This is a genomic window from Flavobacterium sp. J27, assembly GCF_004303025.1.
GTDB lineage: Bacteria > Bacteroidota > Bacteroidia > Flavobacteriales > Flavobacteriaceae > Flavobacterium.
Genome location: NZ_PJQW01000003.1, coordinates 202,254 through 222,248, shown reverse-complemented (window position 1 = coordinate 222,248; position 19,995 = coordinate 202,254). Strand labels below are relative to the sequence as shown.

The 19,995-nt window shown below is 30.8% G+C and carries 24 protein-coding genes; 15 read left to right on the top strand and 9 right to left on the bottom strand.

Annotated features, from left to right (window positions below):
* Positions 1–149: 149 nt before the first annotated feature.
* Both CX675_RS05380 and CX675_RS05375 read left to right on the top strand, forming a co-directional pair.
* The gene (locus CX675_RS05380) at positions 150–1,898 is read left to right on the top strand and encodes an ABC transporter ATP-binding protein (protein ID WP_130734196.1); all 1,749 of its coding nucleotides are present in this window, start codon (positions 150–152) and stop codon (positions 1,896–1,898) included.
* A 69-nt stretch (positions 1,899–1,967) separates the two neighbouring features.
* The gene (locus CX675_RS05375; protein ID WP_130734195.1) at positions 1,968–2,342 is read left to right on the top strand and encodes a PUR family DNA/RNA-binding protein; all 375 of its coding nucleotides are present in this window, start codon (positions 1,968–1,970) and stop codon (positions 2,340–2,342) included.
* Positions 2,343–2,396: 54 nt separating this feature from the next.
* Here the strand turns inward: CX675_RS05375 and CX675_RS05370 are convergent, their stop codons facing one another.
* Complete coding sequence (locus CX675_RS05370) at positions 2,397–2,741, bottom strand: tRNA-binding protein (RefSeq protein WP_130734194.1); 345 nt, start codon at positions 2,739–2,741, stop codon at positions 2,397–2,399.
* A complete protein-coding gene (locus CX675_RS05365; protein ID WP_130734193.1) occupies positions 2,731–3,192 on the bottom strand; it encodes a DUF962 domain-containing protein in 462 nt (153 codons plus the stop codon). The genes CX675_RS05370 and CX675_RS05365 overlap by 11 nt, the downstream gene beginning before the upstream one ends.
* Before the next feature lie 118 nt (positions 3,193–3,310).
* Between CX675_RS05365 and CX675_RS05360 the strand changes: the two genes are divergently transcribed.
* Both CX675_RS05360 and CX675_RS05355 read left to right on the top strand, forming a co-directional pair.
* The gene (locus tag CX675_RS05360; RefSeq protein WP_130734192.1) at positions 3,311–3,865 is read left to right on the top strand and encodes a thioredoxin family protein; all 555 of its coding nucleotides are present in this window, start codon (positions 3,311–3,313) and stop codon (positions 3,863–3,865) included.
* A 94-nt stretch (positions 3,866–3,959) separates the two neighbouring features.
* Positions 3,960–4,829, top strand: coding sequence for a cation diffusion facilitator family transporter (locus tag CX675_RS05355; protein ID WP_130734191.1), 870 nt, complete (start codon positions 3,960–3,962; stop codon positions 4,827–4,829).
* Positions 4,830–4,835: 6 nt separating this feature from the next.
* On the opposite strand, the gene CX675_RS05350 is transcribed toward CX675_RS05355, so the two are convergent.
* The 5 genes from CX675_RS05350 to CX675_RS05330 form a co-directional block, all read right to left on the bottom strand.
* Positions 4,836–5,333 (bottom strand): hypothetical protein, encoded by a 498-nt coding sequence (locus CX675_RS05350; protein ID WP_130734190.1) that lies wholly within the window; start codon positions 5,331–5,333, stop codon positions 4,836–4,838.
* 55 nt (positions 5,334–5,388) lie between these two features.
* The gene (locus tag CX675_RS05345; RefSeq protein ID WP_130734189.1) at positions 5,389–5,688 is read right to left on the bottom strand and encodes a cytochrome c; all 300 of its coding nucleotides are present in this window, start codon (positions 5,686–5,688) and stop codon (positions 5,389–5,391) included.
* Between the two features lie 90 nt (positions 5,689–5,778).
* The gene (locus CX675_RS05340; RefSeq protein WP_130734188.1) at positions 5,779–6,639 is read right to left on the bottom strand and encodes an acyl-CoA thioester hydrolase/BAAT C-terminal domain-containing protein; all 861 of its coding nucleotides are present in this window, start codon (positions 6,637–6,639) and stop codon (positions 5,779–5,781) included.
* Between the two features lie 69 nt (positions 6,640–6,708).
* Positions 6,709–7,281, bottom strand: a complete 573-nt coding sequence (locus CX675_RS05335) for a Crp/Fnr family transcriptional regulator (protein WP_130734187.1) — start codon at positions 7,279–7,281, stop codon at positions 6,709–6,711.
* Positions 7,282–7,361: 80 nt separating this feature from the next.
* Positions 7,362–8,294 carry a peptidylprolyl isomerase gene (locus tag CX675_RS05330; protein ID WP_130734186.1) on the bottom strand — a complete coding sequence of 311 codons (933 nt, stop codon included), beginning with the start codon at positions 8,292–8,294 and terminating at the stop codon, positions 7,362–7,364.
* A gap of 117 nt (positions 8,295–8,411) precedes the next feature.
* Here CX675_RS05330 and CX675_RS05325 point away from each other — a divergent pair, with 117 nt between their 5' ends.
* The 11 genes from CX675_RS05325 (at position 8,412) to CX675_RS05275 (ending at position 18,172) form a co-directional block, all read left to right on the top strand.
* Complete coding sequence (locus CX675_RS05325) at positions 8,412–8,870, top strand: GNAT family N-acetyltransferase (RefSeq protein ID WP_130734185.1); 459 nt, start codon at positions 8,412–8,414, stop codon at positions 8,868–8,870.
* Between the two features lie 116 nt (positions 8,871–8,986).
* A complete protein-coding gene (locus tag CX675_RS05320) occupies positions 8,987–9,706 on the top strand; it encodes a 3-ketoacyl-ACP reductase (protein WP_130734184.1) in 720 nt (239 codons plus the stop codon).
* An 84-nt stretch (positions 9,707–9,790) separates the two neighbouring features.
* The gene (locus tag CX675_RS05315) at positions 9,791–10,588 is read left to right on the top strand and encodes a bifunctional 2-polyprenyl-6-hydroxyphenol methylase/3-demethylubiquinol 3-O-methyltransferase UbiG (RefSeq protein WP_130734183.1); all 798 of its coding nucleotides are present in this window, start codon (positions 9,791–9,793) and stop codon (positions 10,586–10,588) included.
* A 76-nt stretch (positions 10,589–10,664) separates the two neighbouring features.
* The gene (locus tag CX675_RS05310) at positions 10,665–11,180 is read left to right on the top strand and encodes a DUF2975 domain-containing protein (RefSeq protein ID WP_130734182.1); all 516 of its coding nucleotides are present in this window, start codon (positions 10,665–10,667) and stop codon (positions 11,178–11,180) included.
* 4 nt (positions 11,181–11,184) lie between these two features.
* On the top strand, positions 11,185–11,391 hold the full coding sequence (locus CX675_RS05305) for a helix-turn-helix transcriptional regulator (RefSeq protein ID WP_130734181.1): 207 nt from the start codon (positions 11,185–11,187) through the stop codon (positions 11,389–11,391).
* A gap of 100 nt (positions 11,392–11,491) precedes the next feature.
* Positions 11,492–12,364 (top strand): ABC transporter ATP-binding protein, encoded by an 873-nt coding sequence (locus CX675_RS05300; RefSeq protein WP_130734180.1) that lies wholly within the window; start codon positions 11,492–11,494, stop codon positions 12,362–12,364.
* Between the two features lie 6 nt (positions 12,365–12,370).
* Positions 12,371–15,847 carry a M1 family aminopeptidase gene (locus CX675_RS05295; RefSeq protein WP_130734179.1) on the top strand — a complete coding sequence of 1,159 codons (3,477 nt, stop codon included), beginning with the start codon at positions 12,371–12,373 and terminating at the stop codon, positions 15,845–15,847.
* Positions 15,848–15,927: 80 nt separating this feature from the next.
* A complete protein-coding gene (locus CX675_RS05290; RefSeq protein WP_130734178.1) occupies positions 15,928–16,374 on the top strand; it encodes a DUF1569 domain-containing protein in 447 nt (148 codons plus the stop codon).
* Positions 16,375–16,455: 81 nt separating this feature from the next.
* On the top strand, positions 16,456–17,133 hold the full coding sequence (gene trmD / locus CX675_RS05285) for a tRNA (guanosine(37)-N1)-methyltransferase TrmD (RefSeq protein WP_130734177.1): 678 nt from the start codon (positions 16,456–16,458) through the stop codon (positions 17,131–17,133).
* Positions 17,134–17,307: 174 nt separating this feature from the next.
* Positions 17,308–17,661 (top strand): 50S ribosomal protein L19, encoded by a 354-nt coding sequence (gene rplS, locus CX675_RS05280; protein WP_130734176.1) that lies wholly within the window; start codon positions 17,308–17,310, stop codon positions 17,659–17,661.
* A 136-nt stretch (positions 17,662–17,797) separates the two neighbouring features.
* The gene (locus CX675_RS05275; RefSeq protein WP_130734175.1) at positions 17,798–18,172 is read left to right on the top strand and encodes a DoxX family protein; all 375 of its coding nucleotides are present in this window, start codon (positions 17,798–17,800) and stop codon (positions 18,170–18,172) included.
* Between the two features lie 69 nt (positions 18,173–18,241).
* On the opposite strand, the gene lpdA is transcribed toward CX675_RS05275, so the two are convergent.
* Together lpdA and CX675_RS05265 are read right to left on the bottom strand one after the other, a co-directional pair.
* A complete protein-coding gene (lpdA, locus tag CX675_RS05270) occupies positions 18,242–19,645 on the bottom strand; it encodes a dihydrolipoyl dehydrogenase (protein WP_130734174.1) in 1,404 nt (467 codons plus the stop codon).
* Positions 19,646–19,786: 141 nt separating this feature from the next.
* Complete coding sequence (locus CX675_RS05265) at positions 19,787–19,984, bottom strand: hypothetical protein (RefSeq protein ID WP_130734173.1); 198 nt, start codon at positions 19,982–19,984, stop codon at positions 19,787–19,789.
* Between the last annotated feature and the right edge of the window lie 11 nt (positions 19,985–19,995).

Sequence of the window (19,995 nt, the reverse complement as noted above, 5' to 3'; positions counted from 1 at the left end):
ATTACGAAATATTTTAAAATAATTCAATATTTTATATTATTTTTAGCGATATGATAATTTTTTTGCCGATTTTTAAATTTTATTTTATTAAAGATTAATCACAAAAAATTGCCTTTTTATCAAAAATTAACACAAGTCTTAAATCAAAAATGAAAGAATTACAATATTTAAATAAATATTTTATAAAATACAAATACCGTTTCTTGCTTGGGATTATCATTACTATTGCCGCACAAATTTTTAAATTATTTGTTCCTAAGTTTTTCGGAGATTCCTTACGAGCTATAGAAAATAGTGGCATTTCAAAAGAACAGGCTTACAGTATTTTGGTTGACAACTTCATATACACCTTATTAGCCGCTTTAGCAGGAGGTTTTTTAACCTTTTTGATGCGTCAAACATTAATAGTAATGTCTAGACATATTGAATTTGACTTAAAGAATGAGATTTATGCGCATTACCAAGCCTTAACTCAAAAGTTTTATAAAAGAAACAGAACTGGCGACTTAATGAACCGAATAAGTGAAGACGTGAGTAAGGTAAGAATGTATGTTGGCCCTTCGGTGATGTACTCAGTTAATACACTTATAACTTTTATAGTAGTGATTATACAAATGGCCTTAATTTCTCCAAAATTAACGTTATATTCTTTAATTCCTTTGCCACTATTATCTTATGGCGTCTTTAAAATTAGCTCAAAAATTCATAAAAAAAGTGGGTTATTTCAACAAAACTTATCTACACTATCTTCTTTTGCTCAAGAAATGTTTTCTGGAATAAGAGTTATTAAAGCGTATGCAATTGAGAAACAAAAAACAAAAGAATTTATTGCCCTAACAAAAGATAGTAATGACAAAGCCATGAGCTTAGCAAAAACCAATTCTTTATTTGGGCCGTTAATGATTCTACTAATTGGTTTAAGTAACCTCGTTGTTATCTATGTTGGAGGTATGATGTATATTAATGGAGCCATAAAAGACACTGGTGTAATTGCTCAATTTATTTTATACATCAACATGCTTACATGGCCAGTAGCTTCGTTAGGCTGGGTTTCATCTCTTGTTCAAGAAGCTGAAGCTTCACAAAAAAGAATCAATGAATTTCTGAAAACAGAACCAGAAATTTTCAATGAAGTTGCAACACATACAGAAATTCAAGGAGATATTAGTTTTAACAACGTTTCATTTACTTATGAAGACACTAATATTCAAGCCTTAAAAGAAATTAGTTTTACTGTCAGATCCGGTCAAACCTTAGCTATTTTAGGAAAAACTGGCTCGGGTAAATCAACCATTTTATCTTTAATAAGTCGTTTATACGATGTTTCATCTGGAACCATTTTAATTGACAACACACCTATCCAACAAGTTAATTTAGACGATTTAAGAAATAATATTGGCGTGGTTCCACAAGATGCTTTTCTTTTTTCTGATACTATAAAAAATAATATTAAATTCGGCAACGAAAAAGCCACAGATGAAGAAGTAATTGAAGCTGCAAAAAAGGCATATGTTCATCATAATATTGAAGGCTTTACCAATAAATACGACACTGTATTAGGAGAACGAGGCATAACCCTTTCTGGAGGACAAAAACAACGCGTTTCCATCGCAAGAGCTATTATCAAAGATGCTCCTGTTCTATTATTAGACGATTGTTTGAGCGCAGTAGATACTGAAACTGAGGAAGCTATCCTTACTAACTTGATGGATTTCTGCAAAAACAAAACCACACTATTAGTTAGTCATAGGGTTTCTTCTGCAAAAAACGCTGATTTTATCATCATTTTAGAAGACGGAAAGATTATCCAACAAGGTTCTCATAATCAATTAATAAATCAACAAGGTTATTATAAAGATTTATACAACAAACAACTATCTGAAAAAGAAATTGTCTAAAATATTGCTTTATACATTTTTTTTTTAGACTTTTGGAAAACATAAAACTAAAAATTGACAGTTTGGATTATGAGAGAAAATGAAATGTTAGAAAAAGAAGATATTTTTTCTAAAGTATTAAGAGCTGGAAGAAGAACATATTTCTTCGATGTAAGAGCTACTAAAGCTGATGATTATTACATTACCATTACTGAAAGTAAAAAATTTACTGAAGAAGATGGTTCTTATCACTTTAAAAAACATAAAATCTATTTATATAAAGAAGATTTTGTTGCTTTTAAAGAAATTTTAGACGAGATGACTGAATTTGTTGTTTCACAAAAAGGGGAAGAAGTTATTTCTGAAAGACATCAAAAAGACTTCAAAAAAGAAGTGTATTCAGAAGCAGTTTCAGAAAATCCTTCTACAGACAGTTTCACTAATATAGATTTTGACGATATTTAATCATTTCTTTAGAAAAATTAGAAAAAAATTAAAGTCCGATGTCTCGGGCTTTTTTTATGCCATCCTCAAACCGTTTGGCACTGGAAAATCTGGAGATAATAACACAACATCGTTTTCTTCTCCAACCAATCCTAAAACCAAACATTCACTCATAAATTTCCCAATTTGCTTCTTTGGAAAATTGACTACTGCAATAATTTGTTTACCAAGTAACTCCTCCATTTGGTAACGGGTTGTAATCTGAGCTGAAGATTTTTTAATCCCAATTTGTTCTCCAAAATCTATTTGCAATTGAAAAGCTGGTCTTCTTGCCTCGGGAAAAGGATTAACTGCTATAATAGTTCCTACGTGAATAGCAACTTTTTCAAAATCATTCCAAGAAATTAAATTATCTTCCATTAAATAAAGTATGAATTACCCAAGCTGGGCCAATTAATAAAAACTGTAAATCTTTTAGAAAAGAAGGCTTTTTCCCTTCTATTTTATGTCCGTAAAATTGTCCTATCCAAGCTACAACAAAAACACCAACTGAAAACCACAACAAGGGTATTTTTTGAGCTATGAAGTAATTTCCTATTAAACAAAATACTGCAAAAAAAGTCATTTTAAATCCCATTGAAAATGACAATCTATAATAAAACAATAACACCAATAATAAAATTACACCAGCCCAATTAGCAAGTAACGGATGCATTTGTGTAACAGACAACAAAAAATCATTAGGTATACAAAAAACCAAACCTACAACTGAAAAAAAGATAGCAGGCACACAGAAATAATGAATTTTCTTATTAACCTTGTTTTGATGACTAACACTATATTCTGTAAACCAGTCAGATAACGTTTTCATGTTTAAAGCACTAAAGATTCTATATAAAACTACTTATTTTGTAACTAATTCACAAATTAATACGTATAATAATCAAAGAAGCTATCTGTCTTTCTAACTATTAATTTCAAACTTAAAAATGGCACAAACACCTTCTAATATGTTATCTCTTGGAACAAAAGCTCCAGATTTCTTATTACCTGCTACTAATTTCAATACAGTTTTTAATTTCGATAGCTGTAAAGGACAAAAAGGAACTTTAGTAATTTTTATTTGCAATCATTGTCCGTTTGTTTTACACGTAATTGATGAAATAGTCATGATCGCAAATGATTATCGTGTGCAAGGAATTGGTATAGTAGCCATCTCTAGTAATGACATTGTAAAATACCCACAAGATAGTCCAGAAAAAATGGCTGATTTTGCACTTGAGAACAAAATAGACTTTCCGTATTTATTTGATGAAAGTCAAGCCGTTGCAAAAGCTTATGACGCCGCTTGCACACCTGATTTTTATCTTTTTGATTCCGAAAAAAAATTGATATACAGAGGACAATTAGACGATTCAAGACCTGGAAACGGCATTCCTGTTAGCGGAAGCGATTTAAGAAATGCGATTGATAGCATAATTTATAATAGACATTTAAACGAAGTACAAAAACCCAGTATTGGTTGCAACATTAAATGGAAATAATCTTTGCCTTTTTGTGCAAAAAATCATAGGTCTGCTTTTTTAGATTAGTTACCTTTGCAAAAAATCTTTTAGAAAACCAGCAAATTCCTTAAAAATGACAAATGAAGAAACTGCCATTAAAGCAACTTATTTTAGCATTATAGGAAATATTGGTTTAGCTACAATAAAAGGCTTAGCGGGCTTTTTTGGAAATTCATATGCTCTTATTGCTGATGCAATCGAATCTACAGCAGATATATTTTCTTCATTTTTAGTCTTATTTGGAATAAAATATTCCAATCGCCCTGCAGATGAAAACCATCCTTATGGTCATGGAAGAGCCGAACCATTGATTACTTTTATTGTTGTTGGTTTTTTAATAACCTCAGCCACAATAATTGCTTACGAAAGCATTCAAAATATTGGTACACCACATCAATTACCCAAATCATGGACATTATTTGTCTTAGCAATCATCATCATCTGGAAAGAATATTCTTTTCAAAAAGTAATGAAAAGAGCTATTGAAACCAATAGTTCTTCGCTTAAAGCAGATGCTTGGCATCATCGTAGTGATGCAGTTACGTCAATTGCCGCTTTCTTAGGTATTTCTATTGCTTTATTTTTTGGAAAAGGATATGAAGCTGCTGATGATTGGGCTGCTTTGTTTGCTTCTTTTTTTATTCTCTATAATAGCTATTTGATTTTCAGACCTGCTCTTGGTGAAATTATGGACGAGCATCGCTATCAAGACTTAGAGCAAAACATAAGAATAATTTCTTTGACAGTAGAAGGTATTTTAGGAACTGAAAAATGCTTTATCAGAAAAGCTGGTATGAAATACCATGTTGATTTACATGCTATTGTAGATGCCAACATCTCGGTTAAAGAAGGTCATGATTTAGCACACAAATTAAAAGACACCTTACGGAATGAAATCTTTGAATTAGGTCATGTTTTAATTCATGTGGAACCACACGAATAAAAAAGATTATTTTTCCAAAATAACCTCTACAGGATTATTTGTCCTTTTACCAAACATTTTCGCTTTTTCATTTTCGGAAGAACACAATACATACATATTAAAACTTTGTAAGGGAATGTTTTGTGTTTTATAAACACCTTGAATATCTTCTATTTTTATACTAAAAGTTTCGGCAGGAAAAGTATTGGTAACAGAAATAAAGTAATTATCCTTAGCATATGGAAAAAAATAACGCTCCTTTTCACCTTTTTTACTAACTAAATAATTCTGGGTAAAAACCAAGGGTTCATTTCCTTTGTTCCAACTATACATATTATTTATATTGATTACTTCTTTTCCATTTTCAGCAACAATGGTAATTTTTAGACTTTTAGGGTTTTCCGTAACACCATTTTCATGAGCATTCACCACAATATAAGATGTAAAATCATACCCACAATGTTGAATTTGACTAAAAGCAAAAAAAGAAAAAAGAAAAAAAAGGAAAGAAAATGTATTTTTCATAGTAAAAAAAGGCTCGTTATATACTTTTAAAACAAGCAAAAAACGAGCCAAAATATTATTTATTCATTACTAAATAATTAAAAACTAAATCACGTTGTGCATCTGTAATTCTAGCTTTTTTCTGCATTCTTAAAACAATAGGTTCCCACTGCTCTTTTGTAAATTTATCTGCACTAAATAAAGCATGGCATTTTCCACAATTATTTTCATATAACATTTTTCCTTCTGCGTGCTCTGGTGAAAGTACAACTTCCTTACTTGCTACAACTTCTGTTGTTTCTACTGTTTTTTTACTTGATGAACAAGCTACTAAAAAAAAACCAAGAACAAATCCTGTTATTATTTTTATCTTCATATTTTAAAGTTACTATTTTGGTAAAAATACAAAATCAAATAGGATATAAAATATTTTTTTTTATAAACACTAAACAATATAGAAAGCAATTTATTTGTTTTTAAAATGATGCTCTAAAAAATCATATACTAAATCAAAGTGTTTCAAAGGCTCGGTGTGTCCTCCATGAATAGGAATATGTTGATAGTATTTCTTATAATTATTTTCTTTTAATCTTTTCACAACAGCTTCACTCATTTCCATAGATGGCCATTCTTCATCTTTAGTTGCAGAAAGCAATAAAAGAGTAGCATTCATTTTCTCCACTGGAATAGTTGCTTTTTTAGCCGCTTCTTTTTCATTCAACATCATTTGAAAAGCAGCTAATCGATCCCCTTTTAACAAACAAGGTATTATTGCATAAGGAGGCAAAATAAAAGGAATTTCTGTATCATTGTATGTCCAAGAAGAAGTATTGTTCATTATCGTTAATGCAGGAAAGCTTACATTACTTGCTACAATAGCTACTACTGCATCTATATCTGAATATAAACTAGCTAAATTCAACACTAACTCACCTCCTTTTGACCCACCAATTATTGCAATTTTGGAAGCGTCAATTTTAGCATGTTTGGCAGTATTAATAATAGAGTCGTGAATAGCATTGAGAGAAATTCGATCTAAATTTGAAGAAGTCGTTTTGCCTCCAAAATATTCAACTGCTAAAAAAGCATATCCTTTTTTTAAAAATTCATCTCGAGTAGATTTCCAATAATCACTTTCCCAAGAATTACCCCCTTCCGAACCTCCAAAACCTACTATTAAAGGTTGGTTTTCAGATTTACCAACATATAATCTACATCTTATTTTACCATAATTTTTATCTAATGGTGGTCTGTAATATTCTAAAAAAATATAAATACCTAACAGAAGTAACAATAATATTGATGCTGTTTTTAAAAGTTTTTTCATTTTTACAAATTTTAATTACATCAAAGAAAACTTTAAAAAACAGTAAAACTTTTGACCTACATCAAAAAATCATTTTCTAATTCTACTGAGTGTTTCTTGTGCAATTCCTAAATATGAAGCCATCATTCCAAGAGGAATTCTGTGATAGACATCTTTATAAACTTCGCAAAAATGTTCATATTTTTCTTTTGCAGTGGTAAATCGTAAAATAGTTATACGTTCTAGTAAATGTCCTAAAATGGTTCCCATGGAAAGCCTTGCGTATCTTTCCATCTCAGGAAAATGATCAAATAAATATCCCAAATCTTTTATATCCAGACAAAAGACTTTTGTATCTTCAATAGCATCAATGGCATAAATATCTACTTTTCTTTGCATAAAACTTTTTGGAGAATTTACCCATTCATTTTCACAACAAAAAAATTCTGTAATTTCTTTTCCGTCTTTCAGAAAAAAACTTCTTACTAGTCCTTTTTCTATAAAATAACTTGTAGTACATATTTTATGACTTTCATGTATTAATTCCCCTTTTCGAAATTCTTTACATTCGATTCTATCCAATAATTCTTTTCTTAAAGATTCACTCAAAGGAATAAACTCTTCAAAATGACGACATAAAATAATTTCTTTTTCAGTTTGCATAATGATTTAATAAAAAAAATCCCGAAGTGTTTTTCGGGATTTTAGTATTATTTGTTCAAATATATTTTTAAAATTAAGGATTATCTTACATCCATTAATTCCACATCAAATACTAAAGTAGCATCTGGTGGAATAACTCCTCCTGCACCTCTAGATCCATAACCTAAATAAGAAGGAATTACAAAACGAGCTTTATCGCCTACTTGTAACAAAGCAATTCCTTCATCCCAACCTTCAATAACTTGACCAACGCCTAATTGAAAATCGATAGGTTGTTTTCTTTTGTAAGAAGAATCGAAAACTTGCCCATTATCTAAAGCTCCTTGATAGTGTACAGAAACTTTTTTCCCTTTTTCAGCTTGCTTTCCGTTTCCTTTTTGGATAATTTGATAACGTAAACCACTTTCCGTTTTTTGGAAACCAGCAGCTAATTTTTCTAAAGCTTCTTCTGCTGCTCTTTTTTGTTCTGCTAACCTTTTCTCACGAGAACCTTCAAATGTTCTAAAAGCCTCTATAGCATTCCAATTTTTAGCTTCATCTCCTACTCTTATAATCTCTACAGATTCCATAACATCTCCTTGTGCTACAGCATCCACCACATCTTGTCCTTCTACTACATGACCAAAAACAGAATGCTTCCCATCTAACCATGGTGTAGGCACATGTGTTATAAAAAACTGAGTTCCATTGGTTCCTGGTCCAGCGTTTGCCATAGACAAAACACCTGGTTTATCATGTTTTAATTCTGGATGAAATTCATCATCAAATTTATATCCTCCATCTCCAGTCCCAGTTCCTAATGGACACCCACCTTGAATCATAAAGTCTGGAATAACACGGTGGAATTTTAATCCATTATAATATGGTGTCCCCATTGCTTTTGCCTTGTTATCTAATTGACCTTCAGCTAATCCTACAAAATTCCCTACTGTACCTGGTGTTTTATCGTGTGTTAATTTTACTAATATACTACCTTTAGGAGTAGTAAATTTTGCATAAATTCCGTCTTGCATTTCTTGTTTATTTAAATTTTATGGTACAAATTTACTAATATTATATCTAAAAGATTTATAAATAAACTATAAAATCTCTTCTCCTTTATCTAATTTTGTTGTTCTAACACGTTACAAATGAAACCGCTTATTATTTCTTACAAACCAGAGTATAAAAATGATTTTATTTCTTTAAACAAGGCTTGGCTAGAAGAATATTTTGTTGTAGAACCACATGACAATGAAGTTTTTAACAACATTGAAACTTACATATTAAAACCTGGTGGAATGATTTTCTTTTGCTTAGTCGATAATGAAGTTGCTGGAACAGTAGCAATGCAAAAAATAGATAACACTACTTATGAATTAGCTAAACTAGCAGTGGCTAAAAAATTTCAAGGTCATAAATTAAGTAATTTATTAATGGATAACTGTCTTGCTTTTGCGAAAGAAAAAAAAGTTCATACCATAATGCTTTTATCTAATAAAAAATTACAAAATGCATTACGCCTATACGAAAAATATGGTTTTATAGAAGTTCCTATGAAAAAAAACGATTACACTAGAGCCGATATACAAATGGAATTAAAGTTATAATTTTCATTTTATAAATCTCTGTTTATTCAAATTAAATTTACCTAAATTTCATACAAAACTTTCAAAAATTTATCGCACAAACAACTAATTTTGTTACCAAATTAAAATTTAAAAAAATGACAACTTTAAAAGGTAAAAAAGCGATTATTACTGGAGGCAGCAGAGGTTTAGGAAAAGCGACTGCTATTGCATTTGCAAAAGAAGGAATAGACGTTGCAATTACTGGGAGAAATGAAAAAAAACTACAAGAAACAGTTGAGGAATTACAACAATTTGGCATAAAAGCAAGCTACGCTGTTTTTGATGTAGGTAATTATGATGAAGTAAAGAACGGCATTAAAAGAATAATTGCTACTATAGGAGCGGTAGATATTTTAGTTAACAATGCTGGTATAGCTGCTTTTGGCTCGTTTAATGATATGGAAGTAAAACAATGGACGGAGATTATCCAGACTAATGTTTTGGGGATGTATTATGTAACCAAAGAAGTGCTTCCTTTCTTAATAGAAAAAAACGAAGGAGATATCATTAATGTTTCTTCCACAGCAGGTTTAAACGGAACTCCAAATACTTCTGCCTATTCAGCTTCAAAATTCGCTGTAATTGGAATGTCTGAATCGTTAATGAAAGAAGTGCGCAAAAACAACATCAGAGTATGCACGTTAACACCAAGTACTATTGTTTCAGACATGTCTATAGATTTAGGTATTGCTAGTAATGACACTCTCGATTCTGTATTACAACCAGAAGATTTTGCAGCATTAATTGTTGCTGGTTTAAAATTACCAAGAAGAGCCATGTTAAAAGGAGCTTCACTATGGTCTACAAACCCATAATATTAAAGATTTAAAAAAATGCATAATAGAAGTAAAATTCTGTTATGCATTTTTTTGTACCTTGTAAGCAACAAATAAAAAATCATGAACGCCAAAGATTATGTTGCTATAAACAAAGCGACTTGGAACAATAAAGTACCTATTCATATTGATTCTGAATTTTACGACATGCCCTCTTTTCTAAACGGAAAAAATACAATTCCTGCTATTGATTTAAAATTATTAGGTAAAATTCAAGACAAAAACATTTTACACTTACAATGTCATTTCGGTCAAGATTCTCTTTCTTTAGCCCGTTTAGGTGCCAAAGTAACTGGAATTGACTTATCTAATATGGCTATTGAAAAAGCAAAAGAACTCAACCAACAATTACAATTAGACGCGACCTTTATTTGTTGCGATGTGTATGATACTTTACAACATATTAATAAGAAATTCGATATAGTGTACACTAGTTATGGTACTATTGGTTGGTTACCCGATTTAAATCAATGGGCAAAAATAATTGCTAACAGTTTAAAACCTGATGGAAAATTTGTTTTTGTAGAGTTTCATCCTGTAGTATGGATGTTTGATGATGATTTTCAAAAAATAAAATATCATTATCATAATGAAAAACCAATCATGGAAGAATATTCTGGAACTTATGCAAATAAAAATGCTCCAATTACTACAGACTATGTAGGCTGGAATCATTCGATAGCTGAAGTACTTCAAGCATTATTGCAAAACGGTTTACAAATAGTTCGTTTTGAAGAATACGACTATTCAAATTACAATTGTTTTAACCAAACCATAGAATTCGAGCCTGGAAAATTTAGGATACAACATTTAGACAATAAAATCCCTATGATGTATAGTTTAGAGTGCATTAAAAAATAAAATTATCTTATTTTTACAATTATTTATCGTAAAACAATAATTATTTATATATTTGCAATAATAATATATTTGTTTTATGAAGACAACCAGAATCATTTCAACCCTATTATTTTATTTTGTAAGAATAATTGCGTTCTTATATGGTCTAACTACAGTTTATGTAGCCATAGTAACAATTTTTAAAACTACTGCGCTGCGAATACTAGAACATAATCGTTTTGCCGTGTGTTATCCTTTTACAGATAAAAATTTTATCTTGGGTAGCGCCTATACTTTTCATTACATCACAGAAATGTTAGTCACTTTAGCTTTTTATAGTTTGTTTTTCTTTGGTTTAAGTAATGTATTTCAAACCTTCAAACAAACAAAATTATTTACCGCTCGTGGTGTATTTCATTTAAAATTTTTTTATATAACAAATCTACTTGTGGCACCCATTATTTTTAGCTGCATTAGTATTAATCCTACAGAAGATTTTCCTTATTTCGCTATGATAGTAGGACATGCCATTATTGGTATATTCGCATTCTTTATAGCAGCTATATTTCAACAAGGTTTACATTTGCAAACCGATCAAGACTTAATTATTTAAAAACATGCCAATTATTGTTAACATAGATGTTATGCTTGCCAAGCGTAAAATGCAAAGTAAAGAATTGGCTGAAAAGTTAGGTATAACTCAAGCCAATTTATCCATACTAAAAACAGGAAAAGCCAAGGGTATTCGTTTCGAAACTTTAGAAGCAATTTGTGACGCACTAGAATGTCAACCAGGAGACATTTTAGAATACGTTACTGAATAACATCTTTTAAAAATACTACTCTTTTTTTCAACTAAAATATAGTTGAGAGCCTGTCTATTGTCTAAAAACAAAAATAATAATCATCAAAATCAATCTCAAAATGAACAGTTTAACCATCAACAACCTCCATAAGACATATAAAAATGGGGTCGTAGCGATAAATGATATTTCGCTAGAAATTACTAATGGCATGTTTGGACTTTTAGGCCCAAATGGTGCTGGAAAATCATCATTAATGAAAACCATTGCTGGTTTACAGAAGCCAGATAATGGCACTCTTTTCTTTAACGGAATTGACTGTCTTGAAAATCCTCTTTTTATAAAAAAGCAACTTGGTTTTTTACCTCAAGATTTTGGTGTGTATCCAAAAATTTCTGCTTATGATTTACTAACTCACATTGCTATACTTAAAGGTATTACCAATACAAAAGAGCGTAAAGAACAAGTTAATTTTTTACTAGAAAAAGTAAACTTACAACAACAAAGCAACAAAGAAGTACATACTTTTTCTGGTGGTATGCGACAACGCTTTGGTATTGCGCAAGCTTTACTAGGTAATCCACAATTAGTTATAGTAGACGAACCCACGGCAGGTTTAGATCCTGAAGAAAGAAATCGGTTCAATAACCTACTTAATGAGATAAGTGAAGACATCATTATTATTCTTTCTACTCATTTGGTCGAAGATGTAAAAAATCTATGTAAAGAAATGGCCATCATTCATAACGGAACACTTTTAGTAAAAGGCAAACCAAATGATTTTATTACAGCACTTACTGGAAAACTTTGGCAAAAAACCATAGACAAAAAACAGGTAATACATTATGAAAAAGAACATAATGTTGTTCTAACTCAATTAAATATGGGAACCGTAACGATTCATGTACAATCGGATGCACAACCAGACACTTCTTTCAAACCCATTCTACCTAACCTAGAAGATGTGTATTTCTCTATTCTTAACCAAAAATAAACACTCATGAATGCTTTATTACAATTTGAATTGCAGTCTTATTTTAAAAAAATAAGATTCCATCTCCTGATGGCTTTTATTTTAATCATAGGTGTTTTTGCTGGAACAAAATTCTCTATTTCTGTAGGCTCTGAAATTTACAAAAACGCACCATATACCTTATTTTATATGATTGGCTTTCTTAGTCTTTTAAATATACTTTTTACAACACTTTTAGCCTCACAAATACTTTTTAAAGAGAAAGAAGCTCATTTTAATTTAATTCTATATACTACACCAATTACTAAAAAAGTGTATTTAAAAAACCGGTTTATTTTAGTCTTTGGCATCAGTTTTCTCTTTTTTTCTCTTCTCGTTTTAGGCTATGCTATTGGTCTACAAATAAGATGGAATCCTAGCGATTATACTCATTTTAATCTTTTAGCTTTTCTTATTCCTCTTTTTCTCCTTGGAGGTATTAATACTTTCTTTTGTAGCGCAATTATTTGCAGTATTAGTTGGTTAACTCAAAACAAATTAACTACTTATATTTCAGGCATATTTATCTACATCCTATACATGGTTGCTTTGCTTTTTTCCAATTCCCCTTTTATGGCACAATCCATGCCTCAATCGGATGAAGCAAGGAAATTATCTGCACTTATAGACCCCTTTGGTCTTTCAGGGTTTTTCATGCAAACCAACACCTATTCTATCACTCAAAAAAACTCCAAAATTATATTTCCTGAAAATTATTTTCTTATCAACAGAGTAAGTATTTTATTATTCTCTATCCTTTTTTTAGTAATTACCTATCGCTTTTTTTCTTTTCAAATTAAAAATAGAAAATCAAGAAAAAAGAATACAATAGTCATAATCGAAAACAGTACAACCGTACCCGTTAAAAAAGTAATTCCCATTTTCAATTGGCAGACAGAATTGAAAACTTTGCTTTTTTCAACTAGTTTACATTTAAAATATATTGTTAGAAGTATTCCTTTTATTTTAATTTGTTTAGGCTTGCTTTTTAGTGTGGGAATGGAAATTTATGGAGCCATTGAAAAAGGAATTAGGTTGCCTCAAAAATATGCAACTTCAGGAGTAACAACCAATGCTATTTTAGACACTTTTCCAATTCTTGGACTTATAATTATTCTTTTTTATGGACATGAAATTATTTGGCGAAGCAAAACAAATCGTTTTCATCTCATTGAAAATGCCACACCTCAAAAAGAATTTGCAAAGCTTCTTTCGAAATGGTTAAGTTTATCTATCATCGTCACAGGGTTGAGCACTTTACTATTACTTTTAGGCATACTATTTCAGGTTGCGTATCACTATACTTTTATCGATTGGAAAGCTTATAGTGGCATCTATCTTTTTGCTAGTTGCCCTTTATTGCTTAGTGCCGGACTTATTTGCCTCATTCAACATTGGATTCCTAACAAATATATGGGTTTAACCATTTCTTCTATTTTTATTATATTAACAGCTACCGCTATCGGGAAAAGTTTTTTAATTCATCCTTTACTACGTTTTCAGATCCCATTAAAAGCAGTTTATAGCGACATGAATGGTTTTGGAGTATATGCCTCTTCGTATATTTGGCTACTACTCTTCGGGTTTGCTTTTGTGGGTTTGCTTTTGTATATAACCACACAAATGTTAAGTAAACAAAAAACATCCCTTCATATTACTATTATAATCATATTGGTTTTTACAACTGGAGTAAGCGGATTTCTATTTTCTAAAGATTTTCAATTTAAAAATCCTCATGAAATATTAAAAAATCAAGCGCTATATGAAAAACAATATCGAAAATTTCAAAACAAACCTCAACCATCGATAACCAATGTTGTGACTAACGTAGCTCTTTTCCCTAGTCAAAATAAATATAGCATTAGAGGCGAATACCAAATTCAAAACAAAACCGACAAACCCATTTCAGAAATTTTAGTGAATTTTAGTGATAATTTTAACATTAAAAAAGCCATTTTACAGCTACATAATGCTTCGTATACAGTAACGAATCAATACGAAATCATCTCCTTACAAAAAGATTTATTACCGCAAGAAAAAGCTGTTTTTAATTTTGTTTTAGAATACCAATGGTTTCCTGTAAACGGTCATCAATCCTTCAATGCAATTGTAACCAATGGTTCTTTCATGAGAATTAGCAGGTATTATCCTCAATTTGGTTACCAAGCCGATAAAGAAATAGAAAAAAAAGAACAAAGAGCAAATTTCCAGCTTGGTGAGGCTACTATTTTGCAAAAATTAGAAACTCCAAAAACAAAAACAGATGATTTTATACATCTAAAAATGACAATCTCAACGGAACAAAATCAAACCGCCATTGGTGTTGGTGAATTAACAAAACAATGGAAAGAGAAGAACAGGAACTATTTTGTTTATGAAACTACAAGTCCTATTCCGTTTCGTTTTGCTATTTCATCTGCTCGTTATTCCTTAAAAGAAACCCTTTATAAAGGCAAAAAAATTGAAGTATATTATCATTCAAAACATAGTGAGAATGTCGCTCATTTAATCAAAAATATTAAAAACACTCTCGATTATTGTCAAAATAATTTTAGTGAATACCCATTCAAAACCATTCGTTTTGCTGAGATTTCTTCGTTTACCAAAGGTTTTGCAGCTACTGCTTATCCTAATACTATTTTCATGACAGAAAACACCCTATTTCACAGCAATATAAAAGCAGATAAGCAACAAGACGTTATTAATGAATTAGCAGGTCATGAATTATCACATATATGGTGGGGAAACAACCAAATTAATCCAGACAACAGAGAAGGATATACGATGCTCACTGAAAGTTTTGCCATGTACACCGAACTCATGCTAGCAAAAAAAATGTACGGGCAAAAAAGAGTATTGGAAAACGTGAATTTACATACAGGTATTTATTTAAACGAACGAAACTTTGAAACTGAAAAACCATTATATAAAGTTAATCATGACCAAACGCATCTTAACTATTCAAAAGGTATGGTTGTACTGTATCAACTGAGTGAACGAATAGGTGAAGCAAAAACAAATGAAGCCCTGAAAAACTTTCTAAACAAAAATAAGTATCCCAATCGCAATCCCACGACTACCGATTTTTTAAATGAATTATATGCCATTACTGAGAAAAAAAAGCATCCAAAAATAGATGATTTGTTTAAAAGAATTACGTTTTACAATTTCGAAGCAAAAAATATGATTGTAAAAGAAAACAAAGATACTTTCGAATTACAATTGAATATAATAGCTCATAAATATTATGAAAATGGTAAAGGAAAAAAAACAAATGCTCTTTTTAATGATGCTGTTGAAATTGCTATTGAATTTTCAGATGGAACTAACAAAATAATACAAACCCCATTGTTTAAAGATAATAAATCAATTAAAATTATTTTAGAGAAAAAACCAGTATATTTATACTTCGACCCGAATCAGAAATTCATCAAACAAACCAATGAACGCTTTTTTATACAATAAAAAACAGAATAAATACATTTAAAATTGTAAAAGAGACACATCTATATCTCATTATTTTCTAATACTAAATAGTTATACCAATGAAAAACATTTTCGAACCAAAAGATAATCAAGAAATCATAGCAAGAATTCACAATCTAACTCCTGAGTCTAAAGCACTCTGGGGCAAAATGAAGGTAGACCAAATGGTTTCTCATTGTATTGCCCCTATTAATGTTGCACTTGGAAGAGAAAAAATTAATGTCCCAATTCCACTAAGAATTATGGGAAGATTGATGAAAAAATCATGGTTAGATGCTCCAGAATTTAAAAAAAATTCTCCCACAGCAAAAGAATTCATTCGTAAAGAAACCTATGATTTTGAAGCTACAAAAACAGAATTAATAAAAAGTGTACAAAAACTAGGTGAAGGTTTTCAGGTAGTACAGTTGGAAACACATCCATTTTGGGGAAAACTCAATGAAAAAGATTGGAACAATCTCCAATGGAAACATTTAGATCATCATTTAAGACAATTTGGAGTTTAATTATTTTTTGTATCCGTTTTAAGTTACTTAAATTTGCACTTCTTTTTTGTTTTTTAACATACATCTGAAATAAAAATTACCATGCGTATCGATATTATTACTGTATTACCTGAATTGATTAAAAGTCCGTTTGAAGCTTCTATTCTTAAAAGAGCTATCGAAAAAGGACTTGTTGAAGTTCATTTTCATAATTTGAGAGATTATACCACAAACAAACAGAAAAGTGTGGATGACTATCAGTTTGGTGGTGGTGCAGGAATGGTAATGAGTATTCAGCCTATCGATGATTGCATTACAAAATTAAAGAGTGAGCGTACCTATGATGAAGTAATTTATATGACTCCAGATGGAGAAACATTAGATCAAGGGATAGCAAACAGCATGTCTCTTTTAAAAAACATTATTATTCTTTGCGGACATTATAAAGGAGTAGATCAAAGAGTTCGTGACCAATTTATCACACGTGAAATTTCAATTGGAGATTATGTCTTATCTGGTGGCGAATTAGGTGCAGCAGTATTATGTGACAGTATTATTCGTTTAATCCCTGGTGTTTTAAGCAATGAAACTTCAGCTTTAACCGATAGTTTTCAAGACAATTTATTAGCACCTCCCGTTTACACTAGACCTGCTGAATATAAAGGTTGGAAAGTTCCAGACATCTTATTAAGTGGCAATTTTCCAAAAATAGAAGAATGGAGAGAACAAAAAGCATACGAGCATACAAAAAACAGACGTCCAGACTTATTAAGTGAATAACTATCAAAAGCTTATGCTTTAGAATTACTGTTAAAAAGTAAAGAAAACAAGTAAAAATATTAGCGTATGGGATTTGAAAATTAGTTTTTTTAATTATCTTTGCACCCACATTTGGACCAACCTCTAGCGAAAGACGTGTATGTTGCTCTGAATCAAATATTTATTTTATACAAAATGGCTAATTTAGTTGATTTCGTAAATAACGAATTCGTTGCAAAAAAAGATTTCCCAGATTTTAATTCTGGAGACACAATTACTGTGTATTATGAAATTAAAGAGGGTGAAAAAACAAGAACTCAGTTCTTCAAAGGTGTTGTAATCCAAAGAAGAGGTTCTGGTTTAACTGAAACTTTTACAATTCGTAAAATGTCTGGTGCTGTTGGTGTAGAGCGTATCTTCCCAGTTAACATGCCAGCATTACAAAAAATTGAAGTGAACCAAAGAGGTAAAGTTCGTAGAGCTCGTATTTTCTACTTCAGAGAACTTACTGGTAAAAAAGCAAAAATTAAAGAAAAAAGAAGACGTTAATATCTCATTTTCTGAAAATTATAAAAAAGTCGCAACAAATGTTGCGACTTTTTTTATTAGACACAAATCTATCTATAGCAACAAAACGAATAACTTAATTAGCTATATTTGATATACTAACCTTAAAATTATTCATATGAGAATAGCAACGATTATTATTCGCATCCTTCTAGGATTATTTTTACTTTTTGCTTCTATTACTTATTTTTTTTCATTGGGAGAACAGCCCGCACCAACTGGTGATATGGCAACTGTTTTTACAGGATTTATGGCTACTAAATACTTAATGCCATTGGCAAAATCTGTAGAATTATTAGTGGGCCTTTCTTATGTTTCAGGAAAATTTGTACGCCTTTTTAATTTAGTTTTGCTTCCAGTTTCACTCAATATTCTATTATTAAATATATTTCCATCTAAAGAAGCGCTGCCTATCGCATTGGTTTTATTTTTAGGAAACTTATTTTTAATTTATTCGCATTGGAACAGTTATAAAGATATTTTAAAAGCCTAATCTTTTAAAAAACAAAAAAAGCCAAATTCATTGATGAATTTGGCTTTTTTTAATACTATAATTTTTAATTTATACGTGTAAAGCTCTGTTATCTGTAGCTGCTAAAGCCGCTTCTTTTACCGCTTCCGCAAAAGTAGGGTGCGCATGAGACATTCTCGAAATATCTTCTGCACTAGCTCTAAACTCCATAGCCGTAACTGCTTCTGCAATTAAATCCGCACAACGAGCACCAATCATATGAATTCCTAAAACTTCATCCGTTTTTGCATCAGCTAAAATTTTAACAAATCCATCCGTATCACCACCAGCTCTTGCTCTACCTAATGCCTTAAATGGGAAGCTACCCGCTTTATAAGCAATACCTGCTTCTTTCAACTGCTCTTCAGTTTTTCCAACCGCTGCTACTTCAGGCCAAGTATACACTACGCCTGGAATTAAATTATAATCAATATGTGGTTTTTGTCCTGCTAAATATTCAGCTACTAAAACCCCTTCTTCTTCCGCTTTATGAGCTAACATAGCACCACGAATTACATCACCAATGGCATAAATATTAGAAACGTTGGTTTGCAAATGATCATTCACTTCCACCAAACCTCTTTCTGTTATTTTTACACCAGCTTTATCAGCATGCAATCCGTCTGTATATGGACGACGACCTACCGCTACTAAACAGTAATCTCCTTCTAAGACCAATTCTTTACCTTTGGCATCATCTGCTTTTACAGTTACATTGTTTCCACTCCTTGTAACTTCTTTTACTTTATGAGAAGTATAAAATTTCATTCCTTGTTTTTTCAACACTTTTGTCAATTCTTTAGACAAAGCCCCATCCATACCAGGAATAATTCGATCCATATATTCTACCACAGAAACTTGAGCTCCTAAACGCAAATACACCTGACCTAATTCAATACCAATAACTCCACCTCCAATAATTACAAAATGTTTAGGAACTTCTGGCAACTTTAAAGCTTCAGTAGAAGTAATAACTCTTTCTTTATCTATTTGGATAAAAGGCAAATTAGATGGTTTAGATCCAGTAGCAATAATTGTATTTTTAGATTCAATTACCTCAGAAGAACCATCTTTTTTAGAAATTTTTATATGGGTTGCATCTTCAAATGATCCTACTCCTTCAAAAACAGTAATTTTATTTTTATCCATTAAAAATTTAACACCACTACACGTTTGATCCACAACAGCTTGTTTGCGTTCAATCATTTTCTCTAAGTTGATTTTTACATCTCCTGAAACCTCAATTCCGTGATCTGCAAAATGTTGTAATTCTTCATAATGATGAGAAGAAGCTAATAATGCTTTTGAAGGGATACATCCTACATTTAAACAAGTGCCTCCTAAAGTACTGTATTTTTCTATAATTGCTGTTTTGAATCCTAATTGGGCACATCGTATAGCTGATACATATCCACCAGGACCAGAACCTATAATGGTAACATCAAATTGACTCATAATATATTATTTCGTTGATTTATTTTAAAAGTACAAAATTATAAAATATTAATCCTTTTTCTACATAATTTGCAGATATTTAAAATAAAAAAGTCTGCCTTATACAGACAGACTTTTAAATCATTTTAATTTTAAAGAAATTTAAATTTCTTCATGACATGTATATACTTGTGGGCAAGCAATGAATTTTTGGCAATAAAATGGTCCTGTTACAGATCCGCTACAAGAACACCCACATTTTGACAAATCATAATCACCACTTATTCCTCCTAAAATATTTTTTTGACTCTCTTTAGAAAGAACTTGTACTCCAGCGATGTTTAAAAATTTACTTTTCATGTTTTTTAAAA